Origin of the sequence: Pontibacter anaerobius (assembly GCF_026241195.1) — a bacterium.
Lineage (GTDB): Bacteria > Bacteroidota > Bacteroidia > Cytophagales > Hymenobacteraceae > Pontibacter > Pontibacter anaerobius.
Genome location: NZ_JAPFQO010000007.1, coordinates 227,457 through 241,754, shown reverse-complemented (window position 1 = coordinate 241,754; position 14,298 = coordinate 227,457). Strand labels below are relative to the sequence as shown.

Annotated in this window: 9 protein-coding genes; 1 reads left to right on the top strand and 8 read right to left on the bottom strand. The window is 51.3% G+C overall.

Going from position 1 to position 14,298, the window contains the following annotated elements; all coding sequences use genetic code 11:
* Nucleotides 1–167: 167 nt before the first annotated feature.
* The 4 genes from OO017_RS11735 to rbfA all read right to left on the bottom strand — a co-directional run bounded on the left by OO017_RS11735 (nt 168) and on the right by rbfA (nt 5,791).
* Nucleotides 168–3,089, bottom strand: coding sequence for a DEAD/DEAH box helicase (locus OO017_RS11735; RefSeq protein WP_266052685.1), 2,922 nt, complete (start codon nt 3,087–3,089; stop codon nt 168–170).
* A gap of 174 nt (nt 3,090–3,263) precedes the next feature.
* Complete coding sequence (locus tag OO017_RS11730; protein ID WP_266052684.1) at nt 3,264–4,487, bottom strand: ABC transporter permease; 1,224 nt, start codon at nt 4,485–4,487, stop codon at nt 3,264–3,266.
* 75 nt (nt 4,488–4,562) lie between these two features.
* The gene (locus tag OO017_RS11725; protein WP_266052683.1) at nt 4,563–5,372 is read right to left on the bottom strand and encodes a class I SAM-dependent methyltransferase; all 810 of its coding nucleotides are present in this window, start codon (nt 5,370–5,372) and stop codon (nt 4,563–4,565) included.
* A gap of 23 nt (nt 5,373–5,395) precedes the next feature.
* Nucleotides 5,396–5,791, bottom strand: a complete 396-nt coding sequence (gene rbfA, locus OO017_RS11720; RefSeq protein ID WP_266052682.1) for a 30S ribosome-binding factor RbfA — start codon at nt 5,789–5,791, stop codon at nt 5,396–5,398.
* A gap of 258 nt (nt 5,792–6,049) precedes the next feature.
* Between rbfA and OO017_RS11715 the strand changes: the two genes are divergently transcribed.
* A complete protein-coding gene (locus OO017_RS11715) occupies nt 6,050–7,405 on the top strand; it encodes a hypothetical protein (RefSeq protein WP_266052681.1) in 1,356 nt (451 codons plus the stop codon).
* A gap of 128 nt (nt 7,406–7,533) precedes the next feature.
* Here the strand turns inward: OO017_RS11715 and rpiB are convergent, their stop codons facing one another.
* From rpiB to OO017_RS11695, 4 genes are all read right to left on the bottom strand, one after another.
* The gene (gene rpiB / locus OO017_RS11710; protein ID WP_266052680.1) at nt 7,534–7,971 is read right to left on the bottom strand and encodes a ribose 5-phosphate isomerase B; all 438 of its coding nucleotides are present in this window, start codon (nt 7,969–7,971) and stop codon (nt 7,534–7,536) included.
* Complete coding sequence (gene tatC / locus OO017_RS11705) at nt 7,971–8,816, bottom strand: twin-arginine translocase subunit TatC (protein ID WP_266052679.1); 846 nt, start codon at nt 8,814–8,816, stop codon at nt 7,971–7,973. The genes rpiB and tatC overlap by 1 nt, the downstream gene beginning before the upstream one ends.
* A 33-nt stretch (nt 8,817–8,849) precedes the next feature.
* Nucleotides 8,850–10,124 carry a serine hydroxymethyltransferase gene (gene glyA / locus OO017_RS11700; protein WP_266052678.1) on the bottom strand — a complete coding sequence of 425 codons (1,275 nt, stop codon included), beginning with the start codon at nt 10,122–10,124 and terminating at the stop codon, nt 8,850–8,852.
* Between the two features lie 173 nt (nt 10,125–10,297).
* Nucleotides 10,298–13,789, bottom strand: coding sequence for an IPT/TIG domain-containing protein (locus OO017_RS11695; RefSeq protein ID WP_266052677.1), 3,492 nt, complete (start codon nt 13,787–13,789; stop codon nt 10,298–10,300).
* Nucleotides 13,790–14,298 lie beyond the last annotated feature (509 nt).

Genomic DNA, 14,298 nt, shown 5'->3' with positions numbered 1-14,298 from the left:
TTCTGGGGGTTGGGCCTCTCGACAAAGTCAAGGGAGGGGAGTTCTTACTTATTCTTTAAACCTCCTCCCAAACCAAAAGTTATACTTACCTAAACAAAAAAGCCGCTGCAAGCATACTTGCAGCGGCTTTTTATACTTTAAACCTGGCGCTGATCAACAATTCGTTCTTAGCTCAAAAGGCTATCGATATCCTCTTTGGTGAGGCTCTTGATAACGGTTTCGTCTGTGCTGATGAGGTCGGTAACGAGCTGGATCTTACGATTCTGCAGCGCCAGTATCTTCTCCTCTACGGTATCCTTCGTGATGAACTTGTAGGTGAACACCGTGTTCTGCTGCCCGATGCGGTGCGCGCGGTCCACGGCCTGGGCCTCCACTGCCGGGTTCCACCAGGGGTCAAGTATGAACACGTAGTCGGCGGCTGTCAGGTTCAGGCCCACGCCCCCGGCTTTCAGTGAGATCAGGAACACCTGTATGCTCTCGTCTGTCTGGAAACGCTCTACCTGCTCCTGGCGGTTCTTGGTGTTGCCATCCAAGTAAGTATAGCTTATCTCCTTCTCGTTAAGTGCCTTACGGATAATCTCGAGGTGCTTCACGAACTGGCTGAATATAAGAACCTTATGCCCTTTGCCTACTATATTCTTCGTCATCCGCAGCACCTCTTTCAGCTTACCAGACTCACCTTCGTAGCCCGGGTCCGTCATCAGGGGGTGGTTAGCGATCTGCCGCAGCTTGGTCAGGCCCTGCAAGAGCATAAATTGGGTGTTGCCCGGCCCGTTCTCCTCCAGGCTCGTCAGGATCTTGTTGCGGTAGTATGATTTTGTCTCCTCGTAGGCATGCTCCTGCTCCTCGGTCATTTTACAGAAAGAGGTCTGCTCTATCTTTGCCGGCAGCTCTTTGGCCACCTGCGATTTGTGCCTGCGAAGTATAAACGGCTTAATGAGCGCGTGCAGCCGCCGGGTTTTCTGCTCATCCTTCTCCTTCTCGATCGGCTTCAGGAACTCGTTGCGGAAGAAGTGCTGGTTGCCCAACAGGCCCGGGTTGATAAACGACATCTGCGACCACAAATCCATGGTGCTGTTCTCCACCGGTGTGCCCGTAAGTATAAGCCTGTGCCGCGACTTGAGCGACCTAACCGAGCGCGAGGTATTGGAGTCTGGGTTTTTGATGGCCTGCGACTCGTCCAGGATAATGTAATCGAAATAATAGCTCTGCAGCAGGTCCGCATCCAGGCGCACGATGCCGTACGAAGTCAGGATAACGTCGTAGTCCGAAAACAGCTCCACGTTTTTGTCGCGGTAGGTGCCGGTATAGTTGAGGATGCGCAGGTTTGGCGTAAACTTCTGGGCCTCATTCATCCAGTTGTACACCAGCGAGGTAGGCATAACCAGCAGCGAGGCCGACTCCGCCCCGTTCTCCTTGCGGTGCTGCAGCATGGCCAGCGTTTGCACGGTTTTGCCCAAGCCCATGTCATCGGCCAGGCAACCCCCAAACTTGTAGTTCTGGACAAAATGCAGCCAATTGTAGCCGGCTTTTTGGTAAGGGCGCAACTCACCCACAAATCCGTCCGGCAGCGGCTGGTCTTCAATAGTATCGAACTCGCGCAGCTTTTCAAGCTTTCGGCTCATGGTAACGGTGGCCAGGTTTCCGTTCTGCAGGTCGTTTACCAGCGCCATGTGGTGCTTCTTCAGCGTCAGGTGCTCCTCTCCCTCGGCAAAAGCAAACAATTCTATGTACTGCGTAAACCACTCATCCGGAATAATGGCAACCTGCCCGTTAGGCAGCACAAACTCGTTATTTTTAGTAAGGATGTGGTTTTTAAGCCTGATGAACGGGATCGTGAACTCACCAAAACGCACGGTGCCGTAAATATCGAACCAGTCGTTCTTCTCCGTGATGCCAACATCCAGCGTTATCTCGCCAATAAAGTAGTTCTTGCCGTTGCCCCGGCTCTGCTGCACCTTAAAGCCCATCTCCTCCAGCCCCTGCAGGTTACTGTTGAGCCATGCAAACGCCGTGCTCTTCTCCAGTACCACGTAGCCGTTCTTCACCTCCAGCGCACGCTTGTTCAGCTCTTTCACATACTTCTTCTCGGTGCTCACATCTCGGATCAGCTTGTGGAACACATAGGACTCGGGGGTTTTCTCCACGCTCACGCTAACACGCTTGGCCTCCCGCGTCTCCACCATGTGGTCGCCATACTTAAACGAGAGGTCGAAGAGGATCTTTCCGCTTTCCTGTGCAGGCGCCTCGTTTCTGGTGGCAAAAGCGGCAGGAGCTTCAGCGGCAATCTCCGAAAAGGTCAGGTATGGGCTGGGCACAAACTTCTCCGCCCGTATGTCGAAGCCTTTGGCGTACACGTCAAACTGCTCCACCAGCGGCGCCACAAACTTCTGGTAGTAGTTTTCCTCCACCGAGCGTGGCACCACGATAAACTTCTTATTCAGGAAAGGCTGCAGCTTCTTGCCATCCACGTTCTTTTCAAAGCTGTACACGGTGTCGTTCAGCATCAGCCAGGCAGGTTCATGGCAGATCAGCGTGGCATTTTTGTATTGGAACTCCAGCTTCTCGCCGCCATACTTTACCGTCGGGAAATAGTGGGTATTATCTTGGTTGCGCCTGAAATGGAACAGCACCGTGGCACGCTCCGGCGCAATGCGGATCTTTCGCCAGGTCGGCTCCCCGTCCTTGCCCATAATAAAGGTCATCTTGCCGGGGCGCAGCAGCTCCAGAATCTTGCCCATGTGGCCCTGCACATAGTGGCTGATGGTTTCCTGCAGCGCCTTGTCGCCCTTCTCGGGGTCGTATACTTTCAGGAAGAAATCGGCGGGCGAGAGCTTCTTTTTCGGGGAAAACCGCTTCAGCACAGCGTCCTGCTGTATCTGGTCTATGAGTTGGATCAGCTTAAAATCCTCCGCATCAAGGCGCGACGCAAACTCATCCGCGTTTTTTGCCGAGATGTTCTGATGCTGCAGAGTAAGTTGCCCTTTGGAGTTTACCTGTACCACAAATGACTCAAACAGGTAACCCAGGTATTCGTGCTCGAAGAGCGAGTAGACCACCTGAAAAGGCTGCGTGGTATAAACATTCATGCCAAAGACATTTTGGGAACTCCAAATTTAACAGAAAAGGCGGTCATTTCCTATCAAAAGCATACCGTTTGGCTTGTACTTTGGAGAGGTTGCCTAAAATTCCAGGTTTAAACAGGAACCGGCTTCAGATGTTTCTGAAGTATGAAGATTGTACTGCAGCAGGGGAGGAGGAACTTAGATGTTTTCGGTAACAGACATGGCGGCGGCCTTGTTGGCAGGCCTGATGGACACCAACAGGGTGATAATCACGATCGCCAGCCCGGTAAACACAAAGTCCTCTATCTCCATTTTAACCGGGTAAGCCTCTACCACCGAGGTGGCCATACCCATACTTACCAGCCCGAAGGTTTGCTGCAGGTTGCAGATAAGCATGCCCAGCGTAAGCCCGTATGCCGCCCCGATGCACGCTACCAGCGCCCCTTCCATCAGGAAGATGTTACGGATAGTTTTGGCAGTGGCGCCCATGGAGGCAAGTATGGCAATATCCTTCTTCTTATCGATGACCAGCATGGAGAGCGAGAAAAAGATATTGAGGGAAGCGATGCCAAGTATAAACGCAAAGGTGATGAACACAAACAGCTTCTCTACCTTTACGGCGCGCAGCAGGCTCGTATGCTGCTCATCGGAGTTCTGCACTTTAAAGCTATCGCCCAGCAGCTGCTGTAGCTCCTTTTTTACCTGCTCTATGCGGAAATCACGGCCCACTTTTATCTCGAGAGCGGTACGGCGCCGGCCATACTCCAGCAGTTCCTCGGCAAAGTTCAGCGGCACAAACACATAGGCGTCGTCATACTGCCGCTCAATGGCAAAAATGCCGCCGGGCAGAATGTTCATGTTATTGAAGGAGCCCTCCGGGTTAAGGGGGTTAAACTTTACGTTGCGCGGGTAGAGGAACTGCATCGGCACAAACTGGTTGCCCGGCCGGATAGACAGTTGGTACTGCACCCCCCGGCCTACCAGGGCGCGGTAGGTCTTATTGAAGTATAAATTGCTGCTACCCTCCACTACAGACGAGTCTATGTCGTTCTGCTCAAAGAAGTTCTCGCTCACGCCCTTCACCTTCACCACCATCTGGCGGTCATTGTAGCGCAACAGGGCATTATCCTCTATCACCTCCGACACCACGGCCACCCCCGGTGTGCGGCGTATGCGGTTCATGAACTCCGTGTCCGTCTCAAAGGATTTGCCCTCCACCGCCGTTATCTTCAGGTCCGGGTCAAAGCTGGAGTAGATCTCACGGATCAGGTCCTCGAGGCCGTTGAACACCGACAGCACGATAATCAGGGCCGCCGAGCCCACTGCCACCCCGATCATGGCAATGTTGGAGATAATACTGATGATGTTCCTCTTCTTTCTAGAGAAAAAGTATCGCTTCGCTATCAGAAAAGGTACGTTCATTTATTTAGTTATTTGTTAATCGTTATCCGTTGTTCGAGTTTAACAATTAAACAATGTAGCAATTTATCAATTAAATCACTTCCAGGCTTTCACGATCAGGCCGGTGCCTGAGGGGTGCTTGCCGTTCACGTCCAGCCAGTTCAGCACCAGGCTTACCGGGAAGGTTACTAGGTAGTAAAACGGCAGCAGCAAAAAGAATATTTTGGAAACATTCAGCATCAGCAGTGGGTACTTCATGGACAGGCGCCAGGAGATTTGCCCCGGCTTGCCGTACGAGTAACGCGCGTCTACTTTGCTAAAGCCGGCCATTTTCAGTTTGTCCTCAATCTCCCTGATGTTGTAGCCATCGCGCACGTGCTCCTCGATAAACGAGGTCTCATCGTCGCCGTGCACATCGGAGCCGCCTTGGTCTGATGGGGTAGAGATAAGCAGCATGCCGCCCGGGCGCAACGATGCCTGGAAGTTGCGGAACACCTCCACATCCTCCAGAATGTGCTCCATCACATCCACCGAAAGTATAAGGTCGTAGCTCTCGGGCTCCCGGAATTTCACGAGATCGGCAATTTTGAACAGCACGTTGTGCCGGCCAATGGCGCGCATAAAGCGGTTGCAGTCCGATACCTGCTCCTCCTTCACGTCCACGGCAAGTATGCGCCACTTGCCGCTCATGCCGGAGAGCTTGTACGTATACTGTCCAAAACCGGAGCCGGCATCCAGAATGTGCTGCTCCCCGCCACGGCGGTTGTCAGCCCATGCATTCAGCTCTTTGTGCACGTGCCAGGCACGCAGCAACAGCAGGTCCAGCAGGTTGTAAAATACGCGGCGCAGGAACGGTGTCTTGTTGAACACGTCGCCAAGCACCCGCTTAATAGGGTCGTACTGCATAGGGGTGATGTGCGGCTAAAAGCCTACTTGTTAGGATATGTTTCGTCGTCCTCGTCCTCCTCACTGGCCGGCGGGATGTCAATATTTTCGAACAATTTATCGATTTTGGCGGCATACTCGGCCGTGTCATCCAGGTAGAAGATGAGCTCCGGGATAATGCGCACCTGGTTCTTGATGCGCTGGGCCAGCTGGTGACGGATGGTTTTGGCGTTGATGCGCACCTCCTGCAGCACGGCCTCGTTGTTCTGGGCCATCATCACGCTCAGGTATACTTTGGCCACACCCAGGTCAGGCGAAACGCGCACCACGCTTACCGATATATAAGCACCTCCGAACAGGTGCGGCACCTCCCTCTGGAAGATGTCCGCCAGCTCTTTCTGAATCAGGCGCGAGAATTTCTGTTGTCTTTTACTTTCCATACGAAGATGCAAATATCATATTAATTTCGCATTTTTACCCCAAAAGTGCCTTACTCATTTCAAGTCGGGCACTTAAAGCAGACGCCGCTGGGGCAAAGGCACTTGCTGTGCTGGCTACCACTTTGCGCTTTAGCATGGTGCGCGAGGCAGCTTTTATACTTTGCCGGGTGTCTTTTTATACGCTAATATAGTTTCTTCTAACTCTGTCTTTCCTTGATTAGTTACTTCCGTAGCATACTGCCTTCCCGCCTTTTCCTATTGATTTTGCTGTTTATTGGGATACAGCTGCCGCTTATACTTCTTGGCTTCCAACCCACAGCGCCTGAGCTGCTGCACATGCTGGTGGGGGAGCGGCTGGCGGATGGCTACAACATGTACCGCGAAATATACGATAACACGGCTCCCATCTCGGCCCTGGTTTACTGGCTGCTGGATGTGGTGGCAGGGCGCTCTTTCCTGGCGTACCGGCTCACCGCCATGGCCCTTGTTCTGCTCCAAGCGCTGCTGCTCAACAGCATCCTGAACCGCCATAACGTTTACGCCAGCAAAAATTACCTGCCGGCACTGCTTTACCTCGTTATCGGCAGCCTCTCGTTTGAGTATAACATGCTTACGCCGCTGCTCATCGGCAATACCTTCCTTATCCTTTCGCTGCCCTACATCATCACCCTCTCCCGCGAAGGGTATGACAACAACCGGCTTTTTGTGGGCGGGTTTATGCTGGGGTTGGCGGCTATGTGCTTTCTGCCGCTGGCTGTGTTCCTGCTGGTGGGCATTTTTGCCGTCATCTTCTTTGCCTCTAACACCTTTCGGAGCAGCATGCTCATGCTCTGCGGCTTTGCCTTCCCATATGCGGTACTGATGACCTATTACATGTACACCAACACAAACCAGGAGTTTCTGGAGCTGCACCTGCTACGCCCCTGGCACCTGAAGGTAGCCTTCTTGCGCCCCCCTGCCGACGTGGCCAAGCTCATGACCATCCCCGGGCTTATACTTGTGTTGTCGCTGCTTAGCGCCGCTTCCTTGCCGCAGCGCCTGGTGTTCCAGGTTAAGTTTCAGCAACTCATGTGGGTGTGGCTCACAGCAAGCCTGCTGGTCATCTTTACCAGGGATGAAATCTCGGTGGCGACCTTTGTGATCGTGCTGCCGCCGGTGGCATACTTCGGGGAGTTCTTCTTCACTTCCAACCGCAAGGGCTGGATCCTAAACACGGTTTTCCTGGTGATGCTGGCGAGTGTGCTGGTGCTGCGCTACCGGCTGCTGCTGGGCATTAACCAGGTGCTGCAGATGGACGAGTCCCCGTTGCTGCTGCCGGAGCAGGCCCAGGTACCGATGCAAAACAGCACCGTGCTGGTGCTGGGCAGCGACATCAGCTACTACATGCAGAACAAGCCGGTTACGCCTTACCTCAACTGGGAGCTGGCGCAGCGCCATTTCGGCAACTTAAGCGAATACCAGGCGGTATTTCAGCTGCACAATAACTTCAGGCATGAGATGCCCCAGTACCTGGTAGACAAAGCCGGGCTGATGCCGGAACTCTCTTACAAGCTTCCGGATATCTTCGGCAAGTATGAGGAGACAGAGCACTCCGGGGTTTACAGGTTAAAATAAGGCAGTATTTATACTTGCTCCTTTGCCGTGGATGGGGCTAGAATATGCTAATGCATCCCCTCTAAAATGACAACAGCCACTCTGAAAAGAGTGGCTGTTGTCATTTTATACTTATACTTTATACTTCCTCAGCAGGCAGCTATCTTGTCTACTCTGTTCTGGTGGCGACCTCCTTCAAAGTCAGTTTTCAGGAAAATACGCACCATCTCTTTCGCCACCTCCTCTGAAACAAACCTGGCCGGTATGCACAGAATATTGGCATCGTTATGCTCCCGGGCCAGCTTCGCCAGCTCAGGCAGCCAGCAAAGCGCTGCGCGTATCTCCTGGTATTTGTTTGCCGTGATGGCCACGCCGTTGCCGCTTCCGCAGATCAGGATACCCATATCAGCCTCCTTATTCACCACGGCCTTCGCCAGCGGGTGCACATGGTCAGGGTAGTCTACCGATGCCTCGGAGCCAGGCCCGAAGTCCTGCACCTCATGCCCAAGCTCGGCCAACACCTCCTTCAGCATTTTCTTGTACGTATAACCGGCATGATCGCCGCCAATTGCTATTTTAAGTGCCATTAGGATTCTGAGTTTTGTTCGTTAAGTCGCTTCAAATCTTTTTTACGTATGTTCTGCGACACATGGATACTTGCCTCATAGAGCAGCATGAGCGGCATGGAGATGAGTATCTGGCTTACCACATCCGGCGGTGTGATAATGGCGCCCACCACCAATATGATTACCAAAGCGTGGCGGCGGTAAAGCTTCATTGTTTCTGGCGTAATCAGTCCTGCTTTCGTCAGAAAGAACACAATCACCGGCATCTCGAACATAAAGGCGCAGGCCAGACAAAGCGTGGTGAGCGTAGAGATGTAGGACGACAAATCAAACTCATTCACAATGGTTGGGTCCACCTGGTATCCCGCCAAAAAGTTGATCGAGATTGGCGACACTACATAATACCCGAACAGCAGCCCCAGTGCGAAAAGGACAGACACGAAGAACACCGCACCCTGTGAGTTTTTGCGTTCCTGCGGGTAAAGCCCCGGCCTTACAAACCGCCAGATCTCCCAGAAAGCATACGGAAAGGCGCAGGCAAGACCCAAAATCGCCGATACCAGCAAGTGCATGGTAAACTGTCCGCTCATCTGCCTGCTCTGTATGGTAAAGCCCATCTCGTCAAAGCATAGTGCATCCGAGCCAAAGTACTGCCCCACTTGGCACATCACGCGGTAACTCAGGAAGTCAGTGCGCGAGGGTGCAAGTATAATATCATGAAACACAAAGCTCTTCGCCAAAAAAGCAATGGTCGCAAACACGAAGATAGACCCCAGAGCCCTGATGATATGCCATCTTAACTCCTCCAGGTGGTCCACAAAGGACATCTCCTGCGGTTCTTCTTCCTCCACAAACGGTTGATCCATCAAAAGCGGCTCCTCCTATACTTTCTGTTACGATTAATATGCAAACAGCGGGTATTCCTGCATCCAGCTGTTAATGTCGCCACGCACACTACTGATCTTGCTCTCGTTGTCATGGTTCATCAGTACCTGGTCGATGTACTCCACGATGCGCTCCATGTCCTGCTCTTTCAGGCCACGTGTTGTGATGGCAGCCGTGCCTACACGCATACCCGAGGTCACGAACGGCGACTTATCATCGAACGGCACCATGTTCTTGTTGATGGTGATGTCAGCTTTAACCAGTGTGTTCTCAGCCAGTTTGCCAGTTATACCTTTCGAGCGCAGGTCGATCAGCATCATGTGGTTGTCGGTGCCACCGGAAATGATGTTGTAGCCGCGCTGCAGAAAGGCTTTGGCCATTGCCTGTGCGTTTTGCTGCACCTGCTTCACATAACCTAGGTAATCGTCAGAAAGCGCCTCAAAGTATGCCACAGCCTTGGCCGCGATCACATGCTCCAGCGGGCCGCCCTGCGTACCAGGGAACACAGCACCATCCAGCACCGACGACATCATGCGTGTTTCGCCTTTCGGAGTCTTTAACCCGAATGGGTTCTCGAAATCCTTGCCCATCATGATCATGCCGCCACGAGGGCCGCGCAGTGTCTTGTGGGTAGTGGTGGTCACGATGTGGCAGTGCTCAAACGGGTTGTTCAGCAGGCCGCGTGCAATCAGGCCGGAAGGGTGGGAGATATCAGCCAGCAGCAGGGCACCTACCTCGTCGGCAGCCTGGCGCAGCTTCTTGTAATCCCAGTCGCGGCTGTAGGCAGAAGCGCCGCAGATGATCAGCTTTGGCTGTTCACGGCGGGCTATCTCTACTACTTTATCAAAATCGATGAGACCAGTTTCCTGCTCTACTCCATAAAAAGTCGGGTTGTACAGCTTTCCGGAGAAGTTCACGGTAGAACCATGCGTCAGGTGGCCGCCGTGCGATAGGTCGAAGCCCAGGATCTTATCACCCGGCTGCAGCACCGCCAGCATAACCGCTGCGTTTGCCTGCGCACCAGAGTGCGGCTGCACGTTTGCCCACTCCACGCCAAACAGCTCTTTTGCACGGTCAATGGCCAGCTGCTCCGACTGGTCTACAATCTCGCAGCCTCCATAATAGCGCTTGCCTGGCAGCCCTTCGGCATACTTATTCGTCATCACGCTGCCCATGGCCTGCATCACCTGCTCCGAAACAAAGTTTTCAGAGGCGATCAGTTCTATGCCATGCTTCTGGCGCGCTTTTTCTTTCGCAATCAGGTCAAATATAGCGGTATCTTTTTGCATCAGTTTTGGTTAGGTTTTGTAAGCTCCCAAAATTAAAGTATGCACCGGAATAAACCAATGTTTCAGAAGTTTATATACGGGGCTCCTCCTGCCACCAGATTTGTACAGGTATAAAAACAAAGGCCCGGCGCTTATTGCACCGGGCCTTTGCAGTTTAGCTTATGCTAGTGTTGTTATTCTTTTATCACTTTGATCTGAGAAACCTGACCGTTCAGTTCTACTGTCAGCACGTACATACCTTTGGTTAGCTTGTCGTATACCGGCAGCTGCACCTCGTTCTGGCCTGCCTGCAGTTCTACCACATTGTTGTATACTTTCTGGCCAGTCATGCTGTGCATCACCAGGTTCGCTTTGCCGCTTACTTCTGCCGACACAAACACCTTCGTGTTGTAGTTGATAGGGTTAGGGGCTACCATCAGTTGCTGCAGTGCCACACGTGATTTCACGTTAATAGCTACCACCTTGCTATAGTCTGTAGTGCCGTCGGTATCAACCTGCTTCAGGCGGTAATAGATAGTACCTGTTTCGTTGCCCAACTTGTGTGTGAACTCATAATCTGTTCTTAGTACACTGTTTGTCACCTTGCTGTCTACGCGACCTATCTTCTCAAACCCATTCTTCGGGTTGTTCGACATCTCTACTTCGAAGTGTGAGTTGTTCTCCTCAGAAGCCGTTACCCACGTCAGCAGCACGTTGTTGTTATGCAGCGCCGCGTTGAAGGACATCAGTTCTACTGGGAGAGGGGTGATAATTGCTGTTCCGCTAATTGCCATCACCTCAACATCTGCATCTTCAGTAGTATGATCGATTGTTGCATTATATGTACCCGCGTCTATTGGCGAGTACTTCACATACACATACGTTGGCTCAAGTGAGTTATCCTGTATAAGATGTGTCATATCAAGCGTTCTGGCAAACCCATCTGTCTGAGATTCAGACATAGTATACAGACCTGGGCTTCCGTTCATACTAAGCAGTATAGTAGCGCCATCGACTAGGCCTGATGCTGAAACCTGATACTCTTTCACATATTCTCCACCTGCTTGCACACTTCCAAAAGCCATCTCAGTTGCAGACAAGAATATCTTCTGATTCCTAACCACGAAGTTCTCGGTGCTGGAGGCTACCCCCTCTGGCGTCTCAATCGTAATGAGGCCTGTAGTGGCGCCCACCGGCACATCCACCATCACAGTTGTATCTGAGGTGGCAAGGAAGTTGCTGGCCGGCGTGCCGTTGAAGTAAACCGCGCTGGCGTCAATCAGACGTGTGCCTGTGATGGTCACTGTCGTGCCTATCGGTCCTTGAGTAGGGTCGAAGCTCGTGATTGTCGGAGCAAAAACTGTGAAAGGGTCCGCGCTGGTGGCTGTGCCGCCAGGCGTATCAATCGTGATCAGGCCGGTGGTTGCACCTGCCGGAACCTCAACCATCACCTCCGTATCGGATGTGGCCAGGAAGTTGCTGGCCGGCGTGCCGTTGAAGTAAACTGCGCTGGCATCTTGGAGAAGGATACCCGTGATAGTCACTACCGTACCCACCGGCCCCTGCGTTGGGTCGAAGCTGGTAATCGTCGGCACCAGCACTGTAAATGGATTAGCGCTGGTGGCCGTGCCTTCTGGCGTATCAATCGTGATCAGGCCTGTAGTGGCGCCCACCGGCACATCCACCATCACAGTTGTATCTGAGGTGGCAAGGAAGTTGCTGGCCGGCGTGCCGTTGAAGTAAACCGCGCTGGCGTCAATCAGACGTGTGCCTGTGATGGTCACTGTCGTGCCTATCGGTCCTTGAGTAGGGTCGAAGCTCGTGATTGTCGGAGCAAAAACTGTGAAAGGGTCCGCGCTGGTGGCTGTGCCGCCAGGCGTATCAATCGTGATCAGGCCGGTGGTTGCACCTGCCGGAACCTCAACCATCACCTCCGTGTCGGATGTGGCCAGGAAGTTGCTGGCCGGCGTGCCGTTGAAGTAAACTGCGCTGGCGTCTTGGAGATAAGTACCTGTGATAGTAACCACTGTGCCAACTGGGCCCTGCATTGGGTCAAAGCTTATAATGGTAGGTGCAAAAAGAACTACAAAAGGGTCCGCACTGGTGGCCGTACCTCCAGGGGATTCAACTGTGATCGGGCCGGTGGTTGCGCCAGCAGGAACCTCCACCAGTATCTCCGTATCGGATGTGGCAAGGAAGTTATCGGCCGGCGTGCCGTTGAAATAAACTGCGCTGGCATCTCGGAGAAGCGTGCCTGTGATGGTCACCGTCGTGCCAATAAGCCCTTGCGTTGGATCAAAGCTTGTGATGGTAGGAGGATATAGCACCGTATATTCTTCCGTACTTATTGCTGTACCATCAGGAGTTGTTATTGCAATAAGACCTGTTGTAGCACCATTAGGAACCGTGGCTGTTATCTCCGTATCGCTTACAACCGTAAAGCTTGCCGAGGTGCCATTGAAGGAGACTGAGGTGGCGCCCAGAAAATACTTACCTGCTATTGTAATTAATGAACCTTCAGGCCCGGCCATAGGGTCAAATGAAGTTATAGCTGGCGTCAGTATCACTGTAAACTGTTCTGCACTTACTCCTGTGCCTCCTGGCGTAGTTATTGAGATTAAGCCTGAGCGAGCCCCGTCTGGAACTATGGCAGTTATCTCTGTATCGCTCACTACCGTAAAGCTTGCCGAGGTGCCATTGAAGGAGACTGAGGTGGCACCCGTAAATAGCTGACCTGAAATAGTAACAGACGTTCCTTCAGGGCCTGAAGTGGGACTGAAGGAAGTGATGATAGGCGCACCTAACCCCGTACCATTGAGTGTAAACGTGTAGGGCGCTTCATCTCCGTCATTGTTTGCAATACTAATTGTTGCAGTTCTCACACCCGAGGCACTCGGGTTAAATGAGATCTCAAAGCTGGTGTTTCCTCCAGGCGCAATACTACTCGTTGTAAGATTTTGGTTAATAGAGAAATCACTACTATGCGCTCCTGAAATTGCTATTTTAGGGCTCCCAGTTAAGTATAGTGTTCCTAAGCCTGTATTGCCGATTGTGAATGTTTTAGCTCCGCTGCTAGTGCCAATATCATAGCCGCCAAAAGAATAGGTTCCACCATTGGGAACATCGGAAACCTGCGTGATGCTTATTTCAGCCTCTTTCTCAACCACCAATTTATCAAGGGCAATCGCACTGCCCCCTGAAAGCTGCGAATAAATCAACTGAACTTTTCTGGCAGTGCTTGAAGGATATGCAAAGTATTTAGTCCCTTTAATATCAGTAGAAGGGGTATATATATCTTTAATTGTTACCCATGCGGTGCCATTCCATTCCTGCACCTTGAGGTTATTGGTATAGGTACCAAAACCACTGGATTTCAAAAAGAAGCTAATTTGTCCAATTGCTTCAATTGTTTCTATAGTCAAGGTACCTCCGCTATTCTGGAATTTCGCTGAACCTCCCTTTACTCCATCCCCTAGTTCAGTGGTAGTATAGTCAGTACCAAGGTTCAGAGCTTTTAGATTAGCAGTATTCACATTCTGCCAAGGACCATCATGATCTATAATATAACGGCTATCTATTTGCGCATACGACTCTACCACTCCGACAAAGCAGCAGAGCAACAGCAGCAACAGCTTGGCTGCGTTTTTCCTGAGAAAGAATTTAAAAAGGGTAGAAGTCTGAAACATAGCCTAAAAATTAAATGGCCTAACAATAAAAAAATTAAACATTAATAAAAGACAGTTTGTAACTGCACAGTTTTACTCACAAAGTAAACTAACCGATGACTATATAGAAAGCATCCGATGCTTTTTTTAGTTAAAGTTGTACAAATAGCGTTTGCACCTGAACAGGCCATTGCCTAACCTCCACAAGCTCTTTCTTTTAGCACATCTGTTATGCAGCAATAAATATAGTGCAAAGCTAACACAACTGGCAAATTATTTTTTTATAAATTTCTATATAACTATAGAATTGTAGGAAGCAGGCCACAAAAATAATCTTATTCCTCTATAAGTTACAATCAAAATTGAACAATTCTACCACCTATCTTCTCTTTAAGGATAACATCACGCCTGATCGGAAACGCACAAAAATTCTGCTAAACATTGATACAGCAACAAGTTACAAGTATATACTTAATAGATCACCAGCTCAAAAGCTTTAAATCATAGCCCTGAAAAAATTGAACCCATAT